The organism is Sphingobacterium sp. MAE (assembly GCF_056711605.1).
This window is the reverse complement of record NZ_CM160044.1, coordinates 2,036,189-2,056,287: the sequence shown is the minus strand read 5'-3', so window position 1 is coordinate 2,056,287 and position 20,099 is coordinate 2,036,189. Positions and strand designations below refer to the sequence as shown.

Here is a 20,099-nt window from a genome sequence, read left to right as displayed (position 1 = left end):
TCAATTCCTAAAATTATGAGACATGAAGTATAAAAAATTAAAAATAGCATTGTGCTTAAGTATGGTCGGTCTGAGTACACTTGACGCATCAGCATCTCGCTCATTTCAATATAAAAACATAGCACCAGATGCAAATAACAGATTTACAGTACAAGATAGTGTGCATATGGACAGCACCGAGCTAATACAGGTCGCTTTTCGTAAAGTAAAAAAACAAAATGTTATGGGCGAAATTCAAGCAGTCAATTTAGCTCAGTTAATGAAAAAAAACTATACAACTTATAGTCTAGAAAACCTAAACGCCCTTATTTCCGGTTTCAATGGAGACATCTGGGGTGCTAGCGGTTATCTATTGCTCGTGGATGGATTTCCTCGTGATGCCGACAATGTGATGCCTACTGAGATTGAGCAGATCTCCGTATTAAAAGATGCAAATGCAATTGCATTGTATGGTAGTCGAGCTGCTAAAGGCGTCATCTATATTACAACAAAAAGAGGTAAAAGTGGAGGTCAAAGTATTAATATACGAGCCAATGCAGGTATCAATACTCCAATTAGTTATCCCAAATATTTAGGATCAGCAGAATATATGACTTTGTATAATGAGGCCAGACGCAACGACGGCCTTCCAAATTTATATTCAGCAGAAACAATATATCAACATAGTGCAGGAAACAATCCCTATCGTTATCCCAATGTGGATTACTATGCATCAGATTTTATCAAGAAAAGTTACAACCGTTATGACGCTACAGCAGAAGTTTCGGGCGGTAATGAGCGTACCCAATATTATACCAATTTCGGATTTTGGTCAGCAGGATCATTATTAAACTTTGGAGAAGCTGTCGATAACAACACGTCAAACCGTTTTAATATGCGCGGCAATATTGATGTACAACTAAACAAAATCATTTCCTTAAATGTAGATGCTGCTGCTAGTTTTTACTCCTCAAAAGGTGTGAATGCCGATTATTGGGGAGCTGCGGCAACCGTTAGGCCGCATCGTTTTTCGCCCCTCATACCGATCAGTATGATTGAGGAAAGCGATCAGAATTCGATGATATTTGTAAACAACAGTAACTTTCTTGTCGATGGAAAATATTTATTAGGCGGTAGTCAATTGGATCAGACAAATGCATTTGCCAACATTTATGCAGGTGGAAGCAATCGACACATGAACAGACAATTTCAGTTTAATACGGGACTTAATTTTGATCTAAACAGTGTACTGGAAGGCTTAACTTTTAAAACAGCCATGGCCATTGATTATCAAAACCAGTATAACCAATCTTACAATAATAGCTATGCCGTCTATCAAGCCAGCTGGAACAACTATGCGGGCAATGACCTCATCAGTAGCTTAACCAAATATGGTGACGATCGGATTTCAGGGATACAAAATATTGGTTCAAGTGCATACAGGCAAACATTAGGTTTTAATGCCCAGTTAAATTACGCCCATACTTTTAATGAGCAGCATCACGTGTCCGCAATACTACTGGCCAATGCTTTTCAGATCGGGAAATCTGCAGAATATCATAAACATAGCAATGCCAACCTGGGTTTACAACTTGGATATCAATTTGCAAACAAGTACTATGTAGATTTTAGTGCTGCTATGCCTCATTCTGCCAAATTACCAGAAGCTAAGCGTAAAGCCTTTTCACCTACCCTATCGATGGCATGGCGCCTAAGCGAAGAAGCGTTCATGAAAGACAATAGTGTCTTTAACAACTTAAAGGTAAAAGCTTCTGCCGGGATCATCAATACCGATTTGGATATAGAAGACTTTTATTTGTATCAAGGATACTATACTTTTAACAATGCTGCATGGAATGGTTGGAGAGATGGTGATAATGTACACACATTTGATCGCTTTAGAGGAGAAAACCTAGACATGCGCTACCCGCAACGAAGAGAGGTCACCTTGGGTGTTGAAGGAGCCATGTACAACAACTTAGTAACCTTTAATGCTTCTTATTTCTATAATCAGATGCATGGTCTGCTCGTACAGCCTAGTACCATGTACCCCATGTATTTTATGTCTTACTGGCCAGTTTATTCTGATCTACCTTTTGTCAATTTTAATGTAGATGAACGTCAAGGTCTGGATTTTGGAGTAAATATCAACAAAACGTTTAACAATAGTTTTCTTTCTTTAGGTGTTACGGGTCTATATTTTGACACGAAAGCTTTAAAACGTGATGAACTTTATGAAAATAGCTATCAAAACCGCACCAATAAACCATTAGATGCAATATGGGGACTTCAAAATGAAGGATTTTACCAGGACCAAGCCGATATAAATCAGTCCCCTACCAGTAGTTTTGGAGAAGTTAAACCTGGAGATATTAAATATAAAGATCAAAATGGCGACGGCATCATTGATACTCGTGACGAAGTTTATTTAGGAAAAGCAGGTTGGGGAGGATCGCCTTTCTCATTAGGATTTAATCTAACAGCCAAATGGAAAAATGTGACTTTCTTTGCTATTGCGACAGCAAGATACGGCGCCTATGCCATGAAAAACAGTTCTTACTTCTGGATGGACGGCGAAGATAAATATTCCATCATAGCACGCAATCGTTGGACAGAAGAAAACAAAGAAACGGCAACGTATCCGCGATTGACAACAGGCGTCAGTGACAACAATCTGCGCAATTCGGATTTCTGGCTGTACAAAACCAATCGACTTGATTTTTCCAAAGTACAGATCTCTTATGATTTTCCAGCAAGTGTATTAGGAAAAGGTATCATCAAAGAACTTGGTATCTATACCAATGGCTTTAACTTGATGACGTTTGCAAAAGAAAAAGAAACGATGCAGCTCACGGTTGGGGCTGCGCCACAAACAAGATTTTTCAATTTTGGTGTAAAAGCTTTATTCTAAATTATCAGTGAAAACTAATTGACATGAAAAAAATAATATTCATATTAAGCATGGCCTCTGCCCTATCACTCACCTCCTGTGAAGATATGTTCAAGCCTGCTATCGAAAATATTTTAGATATCGAGACATCATACGACAGACCATTGTACGCACAAGGATTGTTATTAAACGGTTACAATAGAGTTCCAACAAATAGCTGGACTTTTAGCGATGCCGCAACAGATGATGCAGTAACCAATCAAAGGTCTAATGATTATCAAAAAATTGCCACCGGTCAGTGGACAGCGATGAACAATCCAATGGATCAATGGCGCAACAGTAAATCAGCCATACAGTATATCAATAATTTTTTGAAAATAACCGATAAAGTCAACTGGGCAGCTACAGAAAATGTCACAGCGATGTTCAATGATCGCATGAAAGGTGAAGCCTATGGTCTTCGCGCTTTATTTATGTTTCACCTGTTGCAGTCACATGCCGGAAAAACAAGTAGTGGTGAATTAATGGGCGTGCCGATTATCCTTGACCATGAAGACTTAGAATCTGATTTTAATAAAAGCCGTGCTACTTTTGAGGCTTGCATGCAACAGATCTATGCTGATATTCAAAAGGCCGAAGATCTTTTACCATTAGATTATGAAGATATTGCATCGGAAAGTGCTATTCCAGCTAAATATAAAGCTTTAGCGATTAAAATGAATGATTACAATCGGGTATTCGGTTCACATTTCCGATTACGTTTAAGCAAAAGAATCGCACAAGCAATTAAAGCAAAAGCCGCACTTATGGCCGCTAGTCCAGCCTTTGCAACGGGCAATACGACAACTTGGGCTGATGCGGCAAACTATGCTGGCCTTGTCATTCAACAAAAAGGAGGCGTGTCTGGTTTAGATCCAGATGGAGGATTATTTTATCAAAGCAAGAGCGTGAATAGCATGAATGAAGGACGCAATACCTCAGAAATCCTCTGGCGCGTAAATCGTGGCGATCCTTCATCAGATTTAGAAGCCGATCAATTTCCACCAACATTGTTTGGTCGTGGACGCATCAATCCCACCCAAAATCTGGTGGATGCTTTTCCAATGGCCAATGGATATCCGATCACAGAAACTGCCAACAGTGGATTCAATGCGCAATCGCCTTATGATAACAGAGATCCAAGGCTTAAAAACTATATTTTAGTTAATGGGACGACGTCAGGTGTAAATAATACCGCGATCAATACAGCGGTAAACAGTCCGACAAATGATGGATTAAATAAAGTCGAAACATCGACTCGTACAGGATACTACTTACGCAAATTATTGCGCCAAGATGTCAACCTAAACCCGTCCTCCGTATCCGGTCAATACCATATTACGCCGCGCTTGCGCATGACAGAAATATACCTCGCGTATGCCGAAGCAGCTAACGAGGCATGGGGACCTACGGGAACTGGCACACAGTCATTTTCGGCTTACGATGTGATCAAAGCAATCCGAAACAGAGCCGGAGTGGGAACAAGCAATGGAGATCCTTATCTAAATGAAGTAAAAAACGATAAAGAGCGCATGAGACAGCTTATCCGAAACGAAAGACGTTTAGAATTATGCTTTGAAGGATTCCGTTTTTGGGACATCAGGAGATGGAATAAAAATCTGACAGATCCAGCAAAAGGAATGAGCATCCAAAATAACACCTATACCACAATCAACGTTGAAAATCGTGTTTACGAACCATATATGCAATATGGACCTATCCCGTATAGCGAAATATTAAAATACAGCAACCTGGCACAAAATAACGGATGGTAAAACCTTAAAAAAACGACATGAAAAAATTAAATATATTTTGCGCGACCCTATTATTGGCATTTGCATCTTGTAAAAATCAGGATTGGGAATTTCCAGATTTTAAGTATCAGACCGTATATTTCGCCTATCAGTATCCGGTACGTACCGTCACTATGGGGGAAGACATTTTTGACACTTCATTAGATAATCAAGGTAAAGTTAAAGTCATGGCTACCACGGGAGGTGTTTATAATAATGAAAAAGACATCAGTATTGATTTTACCGTTGACAATGCCATGACTGACAAAATCATTTTCAGTCCAGATGGCGGAGAGGTAAAACCCCTTCCAAGCAACTACTATTCTATCTTATCTAACAAAATAATGATACCAAAAGGCAGCTTGACAGGAGGTGTAGAAATACAGCTGACAGATGATTTTTTTGCTGATCCAAAGGCGATTTCCACCCATTATGTTTTGCCGATTCGATTAACCTCCGTTACCAATGCAGATTCCCTACTTTCAGGAACACCAAAATCAGGAAGTTTGCGTCGGAAGGCCGTCGCTGATGATTGGGATGTCAGTCCTAAAGATTACATATTTTACGGATTGAAATATATCAATACTTGGCACGGCAATTACCTACGTCGCGGTCAAGATGTTATTATTGGTAAAAATGGAAATACTTCCCTAAGTAAAACTCAAACACGAAGAATGGCTTATGTTGAAAAAGATGAAGTAAAAACTCTTTCTACAAAATCCTTAAAAAACACCATCCTTCCATTGGTATTTAAAGGAACAGATGACAAGAATATCAATTGCAATCTGCTCCTCTCATTTGATGATAAGAATAACTGTACCATCACTTCGGCAACCAGTGGCACAACAGCTTCTGGAAAAGGCACTTTTGTGAAAAGAGGAGATAAAAATAGCTGGGGAAATACAGACAGAGATGTTTTGTACCTGACATACCAAATTGATATGCCACAAATGACTGTGAGCACGCAAGATACATTGGTCATGCGTGACAGAGGAGTCAAAATGGAAACATTTTCTGTAGCGCTAAAACCATAATTCTATAATCTATAAATCAAAAAATGAACATGAAAAGATTAAATAGAGTAATTGGATCGAGCCTCATAGCAGGTCTCTTTTTAAATTCCTGTGCAAAACATGAAATTTTAAACTATTCAGTAGAAAAACCTGAAAGCGTAATCGCACAGGAAGATATTGATTCTTATACACCATTGCTTACATATATCGATCGAAGTGCACATCCCAATTTCAAATGGGGTGTAGCCTTAAATATGGACGACTACCTCAATAAAGGTGTCATGTACCGTTTAGTAAATCGAAATTTCGAAGAAATGGTTGTAGGGTATGAAATGAAACATGCCTCCATTGTTCAAGATGAGGGAGAGTTAGATTTAAGTAAAGTTGAACAAATGGTTAAGGCGGCAAAAGAAAATAACATGAAGTTATTTGGGCATACCCTGACGTGGCATTCGGGACAAAACGCAACTTACTTAAATAGCCTAATTGCTCCTGTACTATTGCCCCCTGGTTCGGCGCCAGTCCCAGGAGGGATCAATGTACCTGCACTTTCGGGCTATGCACTAAAGATGACTAATCCATCCGTTGTCAATGCATGGGAAGCACAAGCAGCTTATGACATCACAGGTATAGAAAACAACACAGAGTATATCCTAAAGATAACTGCAAGAGGTAGCAAAGCAGGAAATATTGGCTTAGATCTACAAGCAACATCTAACTATACTGGAGATAGTTTTGGTTCCATCGCTTTTACTACAGATTATAAAGAATATGTACTAAAACTAAAAACAACGGCAGTAAGAAATCGATTCATAATCAATTTTGGTCAATTCGCCGGAACAGTATACGTCGACGAAATATCGTTGAAAAAAGTAGGCAATGATACGGAGATCATTCCAGGTGGAGATTTTGAAAAAGGAATTGGTGGATGGTTTGGATGGGGCAATAGTTCTACACGCATACAGTCTGCCGAAGGAGAAGGTTACGGTGGACCTGGAGGGATCAGGATCGTAAAGACAGCTGAGCAGAAAAAAGAAATTCTAACCGAAGCTTTGGAGAAATTTATTTCCGGCATGCTTTCAGTCACCAAAGATTATGTCAAAGCCTGGGACGTTGTAAACGAACCCATGTCCGATTGGCCAGATCAATTCGCCTTAAAAACAGGTGTAGGTAAAACTGATTTGGCAGCAGATGAGTTTTACTGGCAAGATTACTTGGGTAAAGATTATGCTGTCAAAGCTATTCAATTTGCACGTAAATATGGCAATCCCAATGATATCCTGTTTATCAACGATTATGGTCTTGAAGGAGGTGGCAACAAATGCAAAGGTCTTATTGAATATGTCAATTATGTCGAAAGCAAAGGCGTCAAGGTCGATGGTATTGGCACGCAAATGCACATGAATATCACGACCAATAAAGATCATATTGTAAGCATGTACAAATTACTTGCTGCAACAGGAAAACTTATCAAAGTATCCGAGCTTGATATTGGTCTTGGCGAAAACGTTAAAACGGTAAATGCGACTGCCGAAATGTACAAGCAACAAGCGGAAATGTACCAGTTTGTGATCGAAAAGTATTTTGAGATTATACCAAAAGCGCAACAATATGGTATCACCATATGGAGTCCTCTTGATAGTCCTGATCGTGAAAATTCTTATTGGCGCAGAGGAGAGCCTATCGGAATATGGACAGAGTCCTTTGTCAGAAAACCAGCTTACAAAGCAGTAGCAGAAGCTTTGCAAAAACAAAAATAAGGTTATCACATCAAATGATCTGATCAATTGAGGGGAGGAAAAACATTTCCCCCCTCATTCGATACAGCGCTATTTTTTTATCGATCATTCAAGCAATCATTATGACATTTTTTATGAAAATTCTTGCCTGTTTATTGTTTTTATTTCTTTGTATCCGCTGTGCACCACATCCCTCACACCAAGAACAGCTTCAACCCGTATTGCAGATCGGTTCTTTTTCACTGATGGAAGATGAGTATCGCTATTGGAATGATAAATTAAAAAGTAAACATATTGATTCGGTTCAACGGCAGCAACAGATTCGCGAACAAGCTTACATTTTAGCCTATGCCCAGGAACACCATTACGATACCATCAGTTCACTCAACAAACACCTGGATTACGCGCTTAAGTTTTTTGTTTCACAAGTTGATGGTTATCTTTGGAACAAAGAAGTAAAACCTAAATTACAAATAACAGACAGTTTACTCCAGATAGCCTATAAAAAGAGAGCATTTACCTACCATATTGATCTGATCAGACTATCCGATACCGTCAAGACTATTGCACATCTAGGCACACCCGATCAAAGCCTATTTAACCATTTAAAAACGTTAACACCAAAAGAACAGTTCCATCAGATCTCCTTAACCTATCCATTTCTCCCATACGGCAGCTATACAGAAGGACTTGACCATGCGCAGATGGGGGAAGTCATTGGTCCATTTGAAACAGAACAAGGGCTATACATCATGCGGGTAAATCGCATTACGCCATCTTCTATTCCCCCCTTTAAGGATATTGAAACCTTCTTGCGTCAAGATCTCACAACAAGGATGACAAATAAATATGTATTTGAAAGTGTCAAACGGATCAAGGCAGAAACAAACCCAAGATTTAACAACATAGCACTCACTCATTTATGTAAATCCTATGATCCTGTCAAAAATCAATGGCCCGTTCAGCTTGATAGCCTACTTTTAATGCAATATTCCTTTCACAGAAAAACAAAGTCATTTAAAGGAAAAGATTTTAAGGAATTTATTCAGTATCAACCTTTATTTTTTGGTTCACTCCAAAATACAGAAGATGTAAAAAAAATGATTGAGACCTATCTAATTGGTGAATTTCTATATCATGAAGCTCAAAAATTTTCACCCGAACATGATAAAGCCTATACCTTAGCAAAAGGTTGGCTACGCAATCATTTTTATGTCAATTACTTTAAAGAAAAGCACATACTTCCCAATATTCAGATCACTGAACAAGATGTCATCAATTATTATCATACTAAAAAAGATGAAGTAAAACCTTTTGATCAGGAAAAAGAAAAGATGAGACAAGAATTGTATGTAAAAAAGGAAAAAGAGCTATCAAAGAATGAAATAGAAAGATTAAAAAAAAGATACCCCCTAGCCCTTGATAAGATCACCTAGCTTAGCATAAACCAACCTCAAGAACCATTATAAATTATCCATATTTAATCATTTTGTAAATCAAAAAAATCATGAAAAAAATTGTTTTAATCTTAACTTTGCTATTAAGCAGCGCAGCAGCTACTTATGCATTCAATCAACAAAGTGTCACGGCTTATGCCAGTACGCCAAATCAGCATGCTGCCATGGGGGTAAATATCAATAGTCACTGTACTTATCTTCAATTTAGCTGTGAATGGAGTAATGCAACATCTGGAACTGCGACAGCCTTTGGTGATGGATTACTTGGAGAGTATGGTTGGTCAGAAGGAAATGGAGATAGTAGATACTCGGTTTTAGGCTCAGGTAGATATTGGTCATCCCTAACCGTATACATTTATGCTGGTGGACCACTTGGAGCACAAGGAACAGCAACAGTAAGTTGGTTTTAATTATGTTCTCAATTTTAAACAGTATGAAAAAGATCATTTTAATAATAAGCTTATTGATGACGAGTTTCACCATGAGCTTTGCCTATACCAATGGCATAGGCCTTATGGCATCAACAGTCTCAGGTATGTATCCGCCCAGCAATAGTCAGATCGTATCGATCAATAAGTATTGTGAAGTCGCATTTCAATGTTCGTATAGCAATGGAGGTGAACCTTCCTATATCCCTACGTCTGGATCGGCCTATTTAAAACATGGCGGAATACCCCTTCATAATTATAACTTTGGAGCTTCATCTGGGGGTAATCAAACCTTTACTGGATTTTGGTACGCAATCGAAGTTGGTATTGTATGTACTTCCAACTCCATTGGATTAGTCATGTTCAACTGGTAAACCAATAAAAAAAAGGATAACTTATTTTGGGAAAAATAGAGGGGACAATCCCCCTCTATATAAAAATTTAAAAAACTATAATATGATGAAAAAAAACATAATCAACTATCAATTGCTTTTCTTGTTTTCTTTTTTTTGCACCTTAGGGTACTGCCAAGACAAAAACTTTCATATCTACCTCTGTTTCGGCCAGTCCAATATGGAGGGCCATAGTAAATTTGAAGATCAGGACACCGTCACGAATAAACGTTTCTATGCTCTACAAGCTGTAGACTGTCCAGATCTTGATCGTAAAAAAGGCGAATGGTATCTCGCAAAGTCCCCAATTACCCGTTGCAATACAGGATTGACACCTGCCGATTATTTTGGCAAAACACTTGTTGAAAATTTACCAGATAGCATCCGTATAGGCGTCATCAATGTATCCGTTGGAGGCTGCCATATTCAGTTATTTAATCAAGACAGTTTATCCAATTATGTAGCTAAAGCACCAGAATGGATGAAAGGCATGCTAGCAGCATATGATAACAACCCCTATGCAAGATTAGTAGAAATGGCCAAGATTGCCCAAAAAACGGGTGTAATCAAAGGAATTTTACTACACCAAGGTGAGTCCAATACGGGAGATCAAGATTGGCCAAATAAAGTAAACAAAGTCTATCAAAATTTATTGAAAGATCTTGCTTTAAAAAGTGAAGAAACACCGCTATTAGCTGGAGAATTATTAGCTGCAGAGCAGGGAGGTAAATGTGCAAGTATGAATGCCATCATTCAAACGTTACCTCAAACCATTCGCAACGCCCACATTGTATCTTCAAAAGATTGTGAAGGCATACCCGATGGCCTGCATTTTAGCGCTGCTGGATACCGAAAACTGGGTACAAACTATGCTAAAGTTATCCTACAACTGAATAATTGAACGAATCTCGATTTTTCCTATCCATAAGACGGTCCATCCCATTCTACAGAATAGATAGCGTCCGATTCTTCAACTATACGCACGATTGAAAGCTACTTCAATAAAAAAAGCTCATTAAAGAAATTAATATCAATCATTTCTTTAATGAGCTTTTTTTGAGATACAATAAGACTACTTCCCTAAGTTATTGGTATAGGCAGAAGTGCTATAAAGTCCGATCATAGATCCTGTAAATCCACCTGCAACGTCCGTAGAAAGAATATCACCCGATACCGTTCCGCCCAGATTCTCATAAGCATCTCCATGGATAGTATATGAAAATTTATATTGATCACCTACAGCACTGACACGGAGATTAATTTTACCCAATTTACTGATTTTTTGCTTAGCGACCACTTTGCTAACACCATTTTCAGTACGTTCTAGTAGCAGATAATGATCATTACCTGACTTAGTCAAGCCAAATACATAGTTAAACTTTTCACTTTGCAAACAAGTAATACCAGCAAGATCTTGTTCAGATTTAGGTACATAATCCATGGTTACCTCTGCCGTAAATGCAATATGTTGTTGTCTATAGAATAAAGAAGAGATCGGTTTTCTCTCTTTAATATCCACATGAAAAGGTTTAATGGCCAATCCATTATTTTCATGCACGATAAACTTCTCACGCGGTCCACGCAACGCAATCCATCGATCATCTAATTTCTTCCCATTCAATTTATCACTGTAAGTAAAATTTCCAGTTGGAAAGTACGTGGATTGATCCTTACTTTTTTTAACTCCTTTGGGTGCACGTACCAAAGCATTTAGCGGTTCCATCCCCCCCTCAAAAACAGGCCATTCTCCAGACCAATCAACAGGTAATACAAAGGTTTCTCTACCCGTGTTGACACGAGACTGCTCATTAGGCCTCACCGCTAAGAAGACACCATACCATTCACCATTAGGGGTCTGAACCAGATCCGCATGACCTGCCCAATCTACCTTATTTTGTCGATCAGCAGCGAGATGGCGCTGCGACAGAATAGGATTCTTTTTTGCAGGAGTATAAGGTCCCATCGGATGATCACTTGAAAAAATAACTTCACTGTGATTGCCCCCGGTTCCCCCTTCTGCACACATCAGATAGTACTTTCCATTTTTCTTGTAAATATGTGGCGCTTCGATCCAGATCGGTTTTTTGGACAGATCTACCCCTCCATCAACAATAATCTTACTGGAGCCAGCTACTACTTGGTCTTTCTCCACATCATACTCCCAGATTTTGATCACCCGATGACCTTTATACAATTCTTTTCCTGCATCAGGAGCATCATTATGGACTACATACGCTTTACCATTATCATCAAAAAATAAAGCAGGGTCAATTCCTTCAAATTTTAATTTTATCGGATCTGACCAATTGTTCTCCTTAGGATCTTTTGTTTTAACAACCATATTACCGATTCCCGAAGCAAATTGCGTCGTGATCATGTAAAAAGTATCATTATTGGGGTTGTACATAATATCTGGAGCATAGACACCCTCGCTGATACCAGCGACGCCTACTTGGAGTTGAGACTCTCGATTGAGCACATGCCCGATCTGTTTCCAGTTGACCATATCCTTTGAATGAAAAATGGGAACACCGGGAAACATCACAAAAGAAGAAGCTACTAAGTAGTAATCGTCACCTTTCCGTGTTATGCTAGGATCAGGATAACATCCTTGCAAAATAGTACTATAAAATTTTCCCGGAATAATTGGATTTTCACTGTAAACCTGATCATTACCTGTATAGTTGAAATTACTAAATAAAGGCGATCCCTCTTGCCTTTTAAGAAGACCTTTTCCATCATCAGTCCGCATCGCTTGGCATGATGAAAATATAACGATCGTCAGTACATAACATACTGCTACTGTTTTATTTCTTATCTGTTTTATTATTTGCATCTTATATTTATAATTATTGAACACATTAAAGCGCGAAACATTCTTTTCAGACCTCATTTAATTATGATGTTTGATCATTAACTTTATTTTTTTGAGATCTTCCAGTTCATGAACAGGTCTTTCGAGATCATATGGAATAGGCTTTTTTGAAAATGTTTGGAAATAAAGAAGGCAGGCATCTTTCCACCATACCGCATCCCTAGATTGAATCTTCAACTTCGATTGTACCTCAACAAATCGCTGCTGGTCAACTTGCCCCTCCAATCTATCCCAAGCCTGTTGCATGGTACGTACCTGTTGCACCCCAGCATCATATTTGTAACACAATTCATCCCACATGGAACGTCCACTTTTCATGGTATAGCTCCAAGGCACATGGTGAAACCAAAGTAAATACTGATCTGGACATAATTGGATATCTCCAAAAACCTCTTGAATAGGTGGACGGTACTGAGATATAGCATTACTGCCATTAGAAGTGCGATCAAATCCTAACCCTACAGTATCTGCATTATGATAATACCAAGGCATCCAGTCTGGACGACCTCCTTCCTGATCACCCCAAGGTTCAGGACCATAGTGATGGTCAAAGGCAAATATATGATGTAGCCCCAAAGGCATCATATAGTTAACCACCGTTTCTCGCGAACCCATCATCATTTTCTTCACAGGGTCAATAAACTTTTTATCCGTCGAAAAAGTCATGCTAATCCATTCCTCGGCAATTTGTTCAGAAGATAGCTCATGATTCCAAGCCAGCCTTCCGAACGCAAACCAATTTGCCTGCCCAAAGTGGTGACCTGTCCAATTACGATCTTCACCAATATTAGCCACTGCAGCAATCGCTGTTTTCCGTGCTGGTCTTAATGTACCATCTGTCAATTTTGCGACTGTACTCCCCTTTCCATCGGCATAAGTATCACTATCCAGTGTCTCTTTGAATAGTGGTGCTAGATAGGCTAGTGGTTCGCAAACCCCAGATATTCTTGAGTGATCTGAAATTCGACCATCTCATTACTTTTCCGAAGTGCACCGAAGAGTGGATTAAAGGGTTCACGAGGCTGAAAATCGATCGGCCCATTTTTGATTTGAATGATCACATTATCTCTGAATGCACCATCGAGAGGTACAAATTCTTGATAGGCCTGTTTGGCTCGATCTTCAGAAGAAGGATTATAAACAAAAGCTCTCCACATAATCACACCATAGTATGCTTTTACGGCATCTGCAAGCATATTTGCCCCATCTGCGTGCGTACGCCCATAGTCTTGGGGCCCTGGCTGCCCTTCAGAATTAGCTTTCACCAAAAAACCACCAAAGTCAGGAATTACCTGATAAATCTCTTTCACCTTATTCTTCCACCATAAAATGACCTCAGGATTAAGCGGATCTGAGTCTTTCGTACCCCCTAATATTTTTGGAGAAGAAAAGTTAACAGACAGATAAACTTTGATGCCATATCTTCTAAAGATATCAGCCAGACCTTTTAATTTAAGCAAATATTCCGAACTCAAAATTTGAGGAGAAGCATTTACATTATTAATAACTACAGCATTGATACCAATAGAAGCATTAGCTCGTGCATACTCCTCATATCGAGGAGATATGACACCTGGCAATTCGTCCCATTTCCACAACGAATATCCTGCATAACCACGTTCAACGGTGCGATCCAGATTATCCCAATGATTAAGAATCCGGATATCAAATGAGGGTATTTCTTCTACATTTAAATTGGAAACAGGTTGATTGGTAGCCTGGAGCTGCAACAAATGATAAGCAGCATATAACAGCCCTACAGGCTCAGGTGCAACCACTTTTATCCGATTTAAATTGCCCGTTATTTTAAAGCCATCTTTTAAATACGTTAATTTTCGATCCACCGCTAATTCAATAGACTGTTTCCCCCAAAAGTTAACTAATTCTTGCTTTGCCAATAGAACAATCGGATCCTTCGAATGAACGCTGATCGAACGATTATTAGCAACATCTTTAGAAACAGAAACATATCGAAGCCAAAGCTTACTTCCATCCTCTGCGCGAACAATAGAGTAAGGAAAAATAAAGAGTAAAAGCAATATAATGACTTTCATCATAGTTGTAAGTATCGTATTTATAATGAGATATCTCAGTTAGAGTTTAGTTAAGTAAGTAGGTCAGCAGAATCATTGTTAAAAAAAACAATTTTGATCTTATTGTCCTTCAATAGTCTTGATCAGCCCATGTTCATCATACTCTAGTTCCACTACTTTCATACTTCGTAACCATGTTTTACCACCCGATGGAACACAGTCATGATGAAATAAATACCATTTACCCTTAAACTTTAAAATACTATGATGCGTCGTCCAACCTACAACTGGTGTCAAAATAACGCCTTGATAAGTAAAAGGACCATATGGATTGTCCCCGATAGCATAACACAATAAATGCGTATCGCCGGTAGAGTATGAAAAATAATATTTATCGCCATATTTATGCATCCAAGAAGCCTCAAAAAAACGACGATCCAGATCACCTTGCTTGAGCGGGTTACCCTCTTGATCTACAATAAGAACATCCTTTGGTTCCTCCCCAAACTGCAACATATCATCCGACAATTTGGCTATTTTTGGACATAGAGCTGATTCATGCCAGTGAGGCAAATCCATTGGATAATTGATTTTATTGTCCCTATAATATTGTAATTGTCCACCCCATATACCTCCAAAGTAAATATAATGCGTTCCATCATCATCTTCGAAAGCACAGGGATCAATACTGTAACTACCCAAAATGGGGTGCTCTTGTGGGATAAACGGACCATATGGCGTCTTACTTACGGCTACACCTAACCTAAAAATATCGGTCTTATCCTTTAAAGAGAAATAAAGATAATACTGACCATTTTTATGTGCTACATCCGAATCCCACAGCTGTCTACCACCCCATGGAATATCGCCCACTTCCAATACTTTGCCATGATCCACGACCTCTCCATCGATATCATCCATGGAGAAAACATGGTAATCCCTCATATTAAAATGATCACCATTATCATTTTCTAAAATTCCGCTTTCCCAATCATGAGAAGGATAAATATAAATTTTATCCTCAAAAACATGAGCCGACGGATCTGCCATAAAATCATGTGGCGCTAAATATCTTCCCTTATTCATTCAGTATATGTTTATTTTTGTTTTGCTAATTCAACGATATCTTTTATAAAAGCTTTAGGCTTATATTGACGATCAAATAACAAAGGATAATCCGTACGCCCAGGAATAGGCCATCCATTTTTCCATGAGTCACCGTCACCGACACCCCATACTGTCACACGCGTTATTTTGTCATCATGTTTGAGATATAGTCCAAAAAATTCCTCATAACGATTTGCCAAAGCAGCAGAAATTGCCGTAGGCAAACTATCCACATAAGGATTTAATTCATTTTTATATTGATATGTTTCACTGATCTCTGCACCCATATGCGGTCGAGCATGGGGAAGTACCGAGATATCCATTTCGGTCACCATTACTTTTGTACCCAAGCTTGCAAAGTCAATGATTGTCTTTTCAACTTCAGCTATAGCAGGATTATCTAAGCCATGATGTTCTTGCATCCCAATGGCATCAACCCGACCTCCCGAGTCTAACACGTTTTTCACCAGCTTGACGATCCCATCTCTTTTAGCAGGAATTGCTGTAGAATAGTCATTATAATACAACTCCGCATTGGGATCTGCCTCTTGAGCAAATTGAAAAGCAAGCCTGATAAAGTCTTCACCTATGATTTCATAAAACTTACTTTTACGCAATTCACCGTTATCCAAAACGGCTTCATTCACAACATCCCAACCGTGAATACGGCCTTTATATCGACCAACAACCGTATGGATATGATTGCGCATTCTTTCAATCAAGACCTCGCGCGAAACCTGTTTCCCGTTCTTATCCACAAAAAACCAATTGGGTGCTTGTGAATGCCAAATAAGGGTATGTCCAGTAATATGCATACCATTTTTTTCTCCAAATTCAACAAAACGATCTGAATCTTTAAAGTTAAACTCACCTTCGCGCGGTTGCATATACATGCTTTTCATACAATTCTCGGCAACGATCGCACTAAATTGTTCTTTAACAACAGCAAGAGCAGCATTATTGCGTCCCCATATCTGATCCAGATTTAACGCCGTACCGATATAAAATTTACCCTTAAAAGCGTTCTTAAGTACGACTTGGTTATCATAAGTACTGTCAACCTGCATCTGCTGTGATTTAGTTGAACTACATGCTAAACTTAATGTAGCCATGCCCGTTAACAAAAATATCTTTGCTATCTTCATTTTTAATGATTTAATTCTTATGTCTAGATTCTATTTCATGATTTATTTTGTCAATAACAGCATCATCCAATTCATATTTGGAGATGATAAACATGGCGCCTATTAATAAAATGGCAGGGATAATTGCCACCAGCCAAAGGATACCTTGCTCGGCATATGCAGATTGCGACACGGTATTATCTTTGTCAAAACCGACATAAGCTAATACAAGTCCCGGTACAACACCACCTAAAGCCATTCCCGCTTTATAGAAAATACCCGTTAAGGCATTCACGATGCCAGATATGCGTTTTCCAGTCGCGTGTTCACCGTACGAGATCACCTCCGGAACCAGTGCCCACATATATCCGGTCGCAACGATTACTCCCGTAGATTTGATAAATTGTGCCACTAACACCAACCACACTTGTGTCTTTAGCGCTGGGACAACTGAAATACTATACAACATGACCATTCCTAATACTGCAATAGTTAAAAACACATAAAACATGCGTTTTTTACCGATCGCACGTTTAATAGCAGGTACAAGAGGCATAAAAATAAAGGCCGGAATAGACCCCAATGCCATAAAATAGGGAAGCATTTCTGGAGCTTGAACATTATAAATCATATAATATGACCCTGCTGAATTACCTATTGCCATCATGGCAAATGCAGTGATAAAGAAAAAAGCTAACACCCGCAACGGTCCATTATGCTTAAATTCAGTCCATAAATCAGAAACTTTTACATTCTCGGTCTCTTTTTCATCCATAACAACACGCTCCTGAGTTTGCGTATAACAGAATATCAGTAAAAACAAGCCGACAATGGCATAGATCGTCATCGTAATAAACCACGCTTCAGCAGATTCCTGCGAATTAATCTTTCCATCAGGAGAAAAATATTGCACCATGATCGGTACCCCATAACCAACAGCCAGTCCCCCCATATTCGCCATAAACATACGCGTTGAAGTAAGCTTGGTAACCTCATCTGTGTCACGAGTCAAGGAGGCATTTAATGCACCATACGGAACATTAATTAAAGTATAAATCATCGATAGACCAACATAGGTGATATAGGCATAGACCAATGAACCTGAAAATCCATTCCAAAAACAGAGAATAGCCAGACCGGTCAAAGGAATCCCGCCCAAGATTAAATAGGATCGGTATTTACCCATTCTTGGATTTCTCTTATCTACAAAAGCGCCCACAATGGGATCCCAGATCACGTCAACGATCCGCACGACTAAAAACATAATTCCTGCCGCAGCAGCAGATATACCAAATACATTGGTATAAAAAATAAGCAGATACATCGACACAGTCTGATAGATGAGGTTTTGCGCCAAATCACCAGATCCAAACCCTATTCGTTGCAATTGCGAAAGCTTATAGAAACCTTTTTGTTCGCCTATCGTTTGCGTTTTCATTTTCATTTATATAGTGTAAATAATTGGTCGTTATTGATTATCATAATGGTATAGTATAATTCCTATTTCAACATGATTGATGCACAATCATGTTGAATAGAATTGATTTATTATCGGTCAAGAGTTCGCTATTACCATTGTAAAATTACTAGTACGACGATTTAGCACCTGATACATATGTCTTATTAACAGATAAAAATGTTTAAATAACAACAAAAAACTGCTGATCATCTCGGTTTATTACATAATAAACCACTTGCTGTTCTTATTTAAGAAAAAAATATAAATTTAGGATGATAGTTGTGATGGTCTTTTATTGAGGTAAGATCTGAAAAGGTTATACAGATGAACATATGACGAAGATAAGGGCACTATTGCTTTTCGTGAAATACCCAGTGATCAAAATTGAACAGTTCACGACCTGCTGTAATATTTTGTCCTTTAAATACAAAATATACATCACGAATCCCTAAAGCAGATTGCGATAGAGGAACATGAAAGGTTTGCCATGTATTCCATCCGCCCGTACGGGGAACTTGGACAGCAGCCACTTGAGTACCAGCCACGCTATCCAAACGTACTTCTAAAATTCCGCCATCGAGCCCTGCCGCCAACCGAGCTGAAAATGATTCAGCACCACCATCGCCAAAATCTACCGCTCGAACCTTGATATATCCACCCGTGCGGATCTGAGTGACATATACACCAGTCTCTTCATTTTCTGCTGTCGTACATTTTTCGGACCAGGCCATCATCTCGGCTTCATTTTTTTTGTATGGATCGACAGTACCTACAGGGTTTATGCCCTCCTTACTTATGGCAATATTAGGAATACTGCCATCTTTGTTATAGTTGAATGCTTCCACAGCCGTAGATCGACCATAACTTCCACCACCAGGCAATAAACCCGTATGATAAAATAAATAGGAGTTGCCTTTAAAGTCAATGACTCCTCCGTGATTGGTAAAACTATTTGTAGGCTGTCCCGTCATGATCTTTCCTTGATATTGCCAAGGCCCTACAGGTGTACTGCTCGTAGAATAAGACAAACATTCGACACCCTTTGTCATTCCGGCGTACATCAAATAGTATTTTTTGTTTCGTTTATAAAACCATGGTCCCTCCACAAACACATCCTCATACTCCTCTCCCTTTTTTAAAGCCTCATCACTTCTTCCCGGTTTTCGGAGTCCACCAAAAGATGCAACAGATTGCGGAACCTCTGTGATATCTCCGGCGTACGAAATCATATCCTTATTGAGCTTGACATAATAAAGATGGGCATTGCCCCAATAAAGATAAGCCTGACCGTCATCATCGACATAAGCAGTAGGATCAATATTAGACCAGCTTCCAGTGGTAATCAACGGCTTGCCCAATGCATCTTTAAAAGGCCCAGTTGGACTATCGGAAACCGCAACACCAATAGCCATATCATTATTTATTGTCTGTGCACAGATATACCAGTAAAATTTACCATCCCGCTCCACACATTGTGCTGCCCAACCACGATCCCGTGCCCAACTAAAAGACTCTAGCGAAATCGGAACACCATGATCAGTCCAATTGACCATATCAGCAGAGGAGTACACTCTCCATTTAGTCATATAATAAAAGTCATATCCCGGTAGATCATCTCCCGTATACACGTACACCCTATCCTGATAAATCATAGGAGCAGGATCGGGTGTAAAATGAGTTTGAATAATTGGATTCTGAGCATATAAAGCTGTACTCACACAAGAAGCTAAAATGCCCAATACAATTTTTGTTTTCTTCATGATTAAAAGAT

General features: G+C 39.0%; 14 protein-coding genes and 1 pseudogene. 8 read left to right on the top strand and 7 right to left on the bottom strand.

Going from position 1 to position 20,099, the window contains the following annotated elements; all coding sequences use genetic code 11:
• Positions 1-22 precede the first annotated feature (22 nt).
• From AC06G9_RS08655 to AC06G9_RS08620, 8 genes are all read left to right on the top strand, one after another.
• Positions 23-2,890 (top strand): SusC/RagA family TonB-linked outer membrane protein, encoded by a 2,868-nt coding sequence (locus AC06G9_RS08655; protein WP_434438208.1) that lies wholly within the window; start codon positions 23-25, stop codon positions 2,888-2,890.
• 23 nt (positions 2,891-2,913) lie between these two features.
• A complete protein-coding gene (locus tag AC06G9_RS08650; protein ID WP_293924683.1) occupies positions 2,914-4,683 on the top strand; it encodes a RagB/SusD family nutrient uptake outer membrane protein in 1,770 nt (589 codons plus the stop codon).
• A gap of 17 nt (positions 4,684-4,700) precedes the next feature.
• Positions 4,701-5,735 (top strand): DUF5627 domain-containing protein, encoded by a 1,035-nt coding sequence (locus AC06G9_RS08645; protein ID WP_293924681.1) that lies wholly within the window; start codon positions 4,701-4,703, stop codon positions 5,733-5,735.
• A 29-nt stretch (positions 5,736-5,764) separates the two neighbouring features.
• Complete coding sequence (locus AC06G9_RS08640) at positions 5,765-7,474, top strand: endo-1,4-beta-xylanase (RefSeq protein WP_293924680.1); 1,710 nt, start codon at positions 5,765-5,767, stop codon at positions 7,472-7,474.
• A 113-nt stretch (positions 7,475-7,587) separates the two neighbouring features.
• Entirely contained in the window at positions 7,588-8,889 is a 1,302-nt protein-coding gene (locus AC06G9_RS08635; RefSeq protein WP_293924679.1) for a peptidylprolyl isomerase, read from the top strand.
• Positions 8,890-8,960: 71 nt separating this feature from the next.
• Positions 8,961-9,320, top strand: coding sequence for a hypothetical protein (locus AC06G9_RS08630; RefSeq protein ID WP_293924677.1), 360 nt, complete (start codon positions 8,961-8,963; stop codon positions 9,318-9,320).
• Between the two features lie 23 nt (positions 9,321-9,343).
• Positions 9,344-9,712, top strand: coding sequence for a hypothetical protein (locus AC06G9_RS08625; protein ID WP_480957892.1), 369 nt, complete (start codon positions 9,344-9,346; stop codon positions 9,710-9,712).
• An 82-nt stretch (positions 9,713-9,794) separates the two neighbouring features.
• Positions 9,795-10,631 carry a sialate O-acetylesterase gene (locus AC06G9_RS08620; protein ID WP_434438212.1) on the top strand — a complete coding sequence of 279 codons (837 nt, stop codon included), beginning with the start codon at positions 9,795-9,797 and terminating at the stop codon, positions 10,629-10,631.
• 171 nt (positions 10,632-10,802) lie between these two features.
• Here AC06G9_RS08620 and AC06G9_RS08615 read toward each other — a convergent pair whose 3' ends face one another.
• The 7 genes and pseudogenes from AC06G9_RS08615 to AC06G9_RS08585 form a co-directional block, all read right to left on the bottom strand.
• Entirely contained in the window at positions 10,803-12,566 is a 1,764-nt protein-coding gene (locus AC06G9_RS08615) for a glycoside hydrolase family 43 protein (protein ID WP_434438214.1), read from the bottom strand.
• 57 nt (positions 12,567-12,623) lie between these two features.
• Entirely contained in the window at positions 12,624-13,400 is a 777-nt protein-coding gene (locus tag AC06G9_RS08610) for a hypothetical protein (protein ID WP_480958174.1), read from the bottom strand.
• 30 nt (positions 13,401-13,430) lie between these two features.
• Positions 13,431-14,659 (bottom strand): annotated as a pseudogene (locus AC06G9_RS08605) (alpha-glucuronidase); the annotation flags it as partial.
• Between the two features lie 99 nt (positions 14,660-14,758).
• Complete coding sequence (locus AC06G9_RS08600) at positions 14,759-15,724, bottom strand: glycoside hydrolase family 43 protein (RefSeq protein ID WP_045752658.1); 966 nt, start codon at positions 15,722-15,724, stop codon at positions 14,759-14,761.
• Positions 15,725-15,735: 11 nt separating this feature from the next.
• Positions 15,736-16,890, bottom strand: coding sequence for an endo-1,4-beta-xylanase (locus AC06G9_RS08595; protein ID WP_260949847.1), 1,155 nt, complete (start codon positions 16,888-16,890; stop codon positions 15,736-15,738).
• Positions 16,891-16,900: 10 nt separating this feature from the next.
• Positions 16,901-18,313: an MFS transporter gene (locus AC06G9_RS08590; protein WP_260949849.1), complete on the bottom strand. Its 1,413-nt coding sequence runs from the start codon at positions 18,311-18,313 to the stop codon at positions 16,901-16,903.
• A 365-nt stretch (positions 18,314-18,678) separates the two neighbouring features.
• Positions 18,679-20,088, bottom strand: coding sequence for a glycoside hydrolase family 43 protein (locus AC06G9_RS08585; RefSeq protein ID WP_480957891.1), 1,410 nt, complete (start codon positions 20,086-20,088; stop codon positions 18,679-18,681).
• Between the last annotated feature and the right edge of the window lie 11 nt (positions 20,089-20,099).

What these genes read in the sequence shown, in the direction of transcription:
- AC06G9_RS08620 (WP_434438212.1), top strand. Translation starts at nt 9,795, where the DNA reads ATGATGAAAAAAAACATAATCAACTATCAATTGCTTTTCTTGTTTTCT.
- AC06G9_RS08600 (WP_045752658.1), bottom strand. Translation starts at nt 15,724, where the DNA reads ATGAATAAGGGAAGATATTTAGCGCCACATGATTTTATGGCAGATCCG.
- AC06G9_RS08595 (WP_260949847.1), bottom strand. Translation starts at nt 16,890, where the DNA reads ATGAAGATAGCAAAGATATTTTTGTTAACGGGCATGGCTACATTAAGT.
- AC06G9_RS08655 (WP_434438208.1), top strand. Translation starts at nt 23, where the DNA reads ATGAAGTATAAAAAATTAAAAATAGCATTGTGCTTAAGTATGGTCGGT.
- AC06G9_RS08650 (WP_293924683.1), top strand. Translation starts at nt 2,914, where the DNA reads ATGAAAAAAATAATATTCATATTAAGCATGGCCTCTGCCCTATCACTC.
- AC06G9_RS08645 (WP_293924681.1), top strand. Translation starts at nt 4,701, where the DNA reads ATGAAAAAATTAAATATATTTTGCGCGACCCTATTATTGGCATTTGCA.
- AC06G9_RS08590 (WP_260949849.1), bottom strand. Translation starts at nt 18,313, where the DNA reads ATGAAAATGAAAACGCAAACGATAGGCGAACAAAAAGGTTTCTATAAG.
- AC06G9_RS08615 (WP_434438214.1), bottom strand. Translation starts at nt 12,566, where the DNA reads ATGCAAATAATAAAACAGATAAGAAATAAAACAGTAGCAGTATGTTAT.
- AC06G9_RS08635 (WP_293924679.1), top strand. Translation starts at nt 7,588, where the DNA reads ATGAAAATTCTTGCCTGTTTATTGTTTTTATTTCTTTGTATCCGCTGT.
- AC06G9_RS08625 (WP_480957892.1), top strand. Translation starts at nt 9,344, where the DNA reads ATGAAAAAGATCATTTTAATAATAAGCTTATTGATGACGAGTTTCACC.
- AC06G9_RS08630 (WP_293924677.1), top strand. Translation starts at nt 8,961, where the DNA reads ATGAAAAAAATTGTTTTAATCTTAACTTTGCTATTAAGCAGCGCAGCA.
- AC06G9_RS08640 (WP_293924680.1), top strand. Translation starts at nt 5,765, where the DNA reads ATGAAAAGATTAAATAGAGTAATTGGATCGAGCCTCATAGCAGGTCTC.
- AC06G9_RS08585 (WP_480957891.1), bottom strand. Translation starts at nt 20,088, where the DNA reads ATGAAGAAAACAAAAATTGTATTGGGCATTTTAGCTTCTTGTGTGAGT.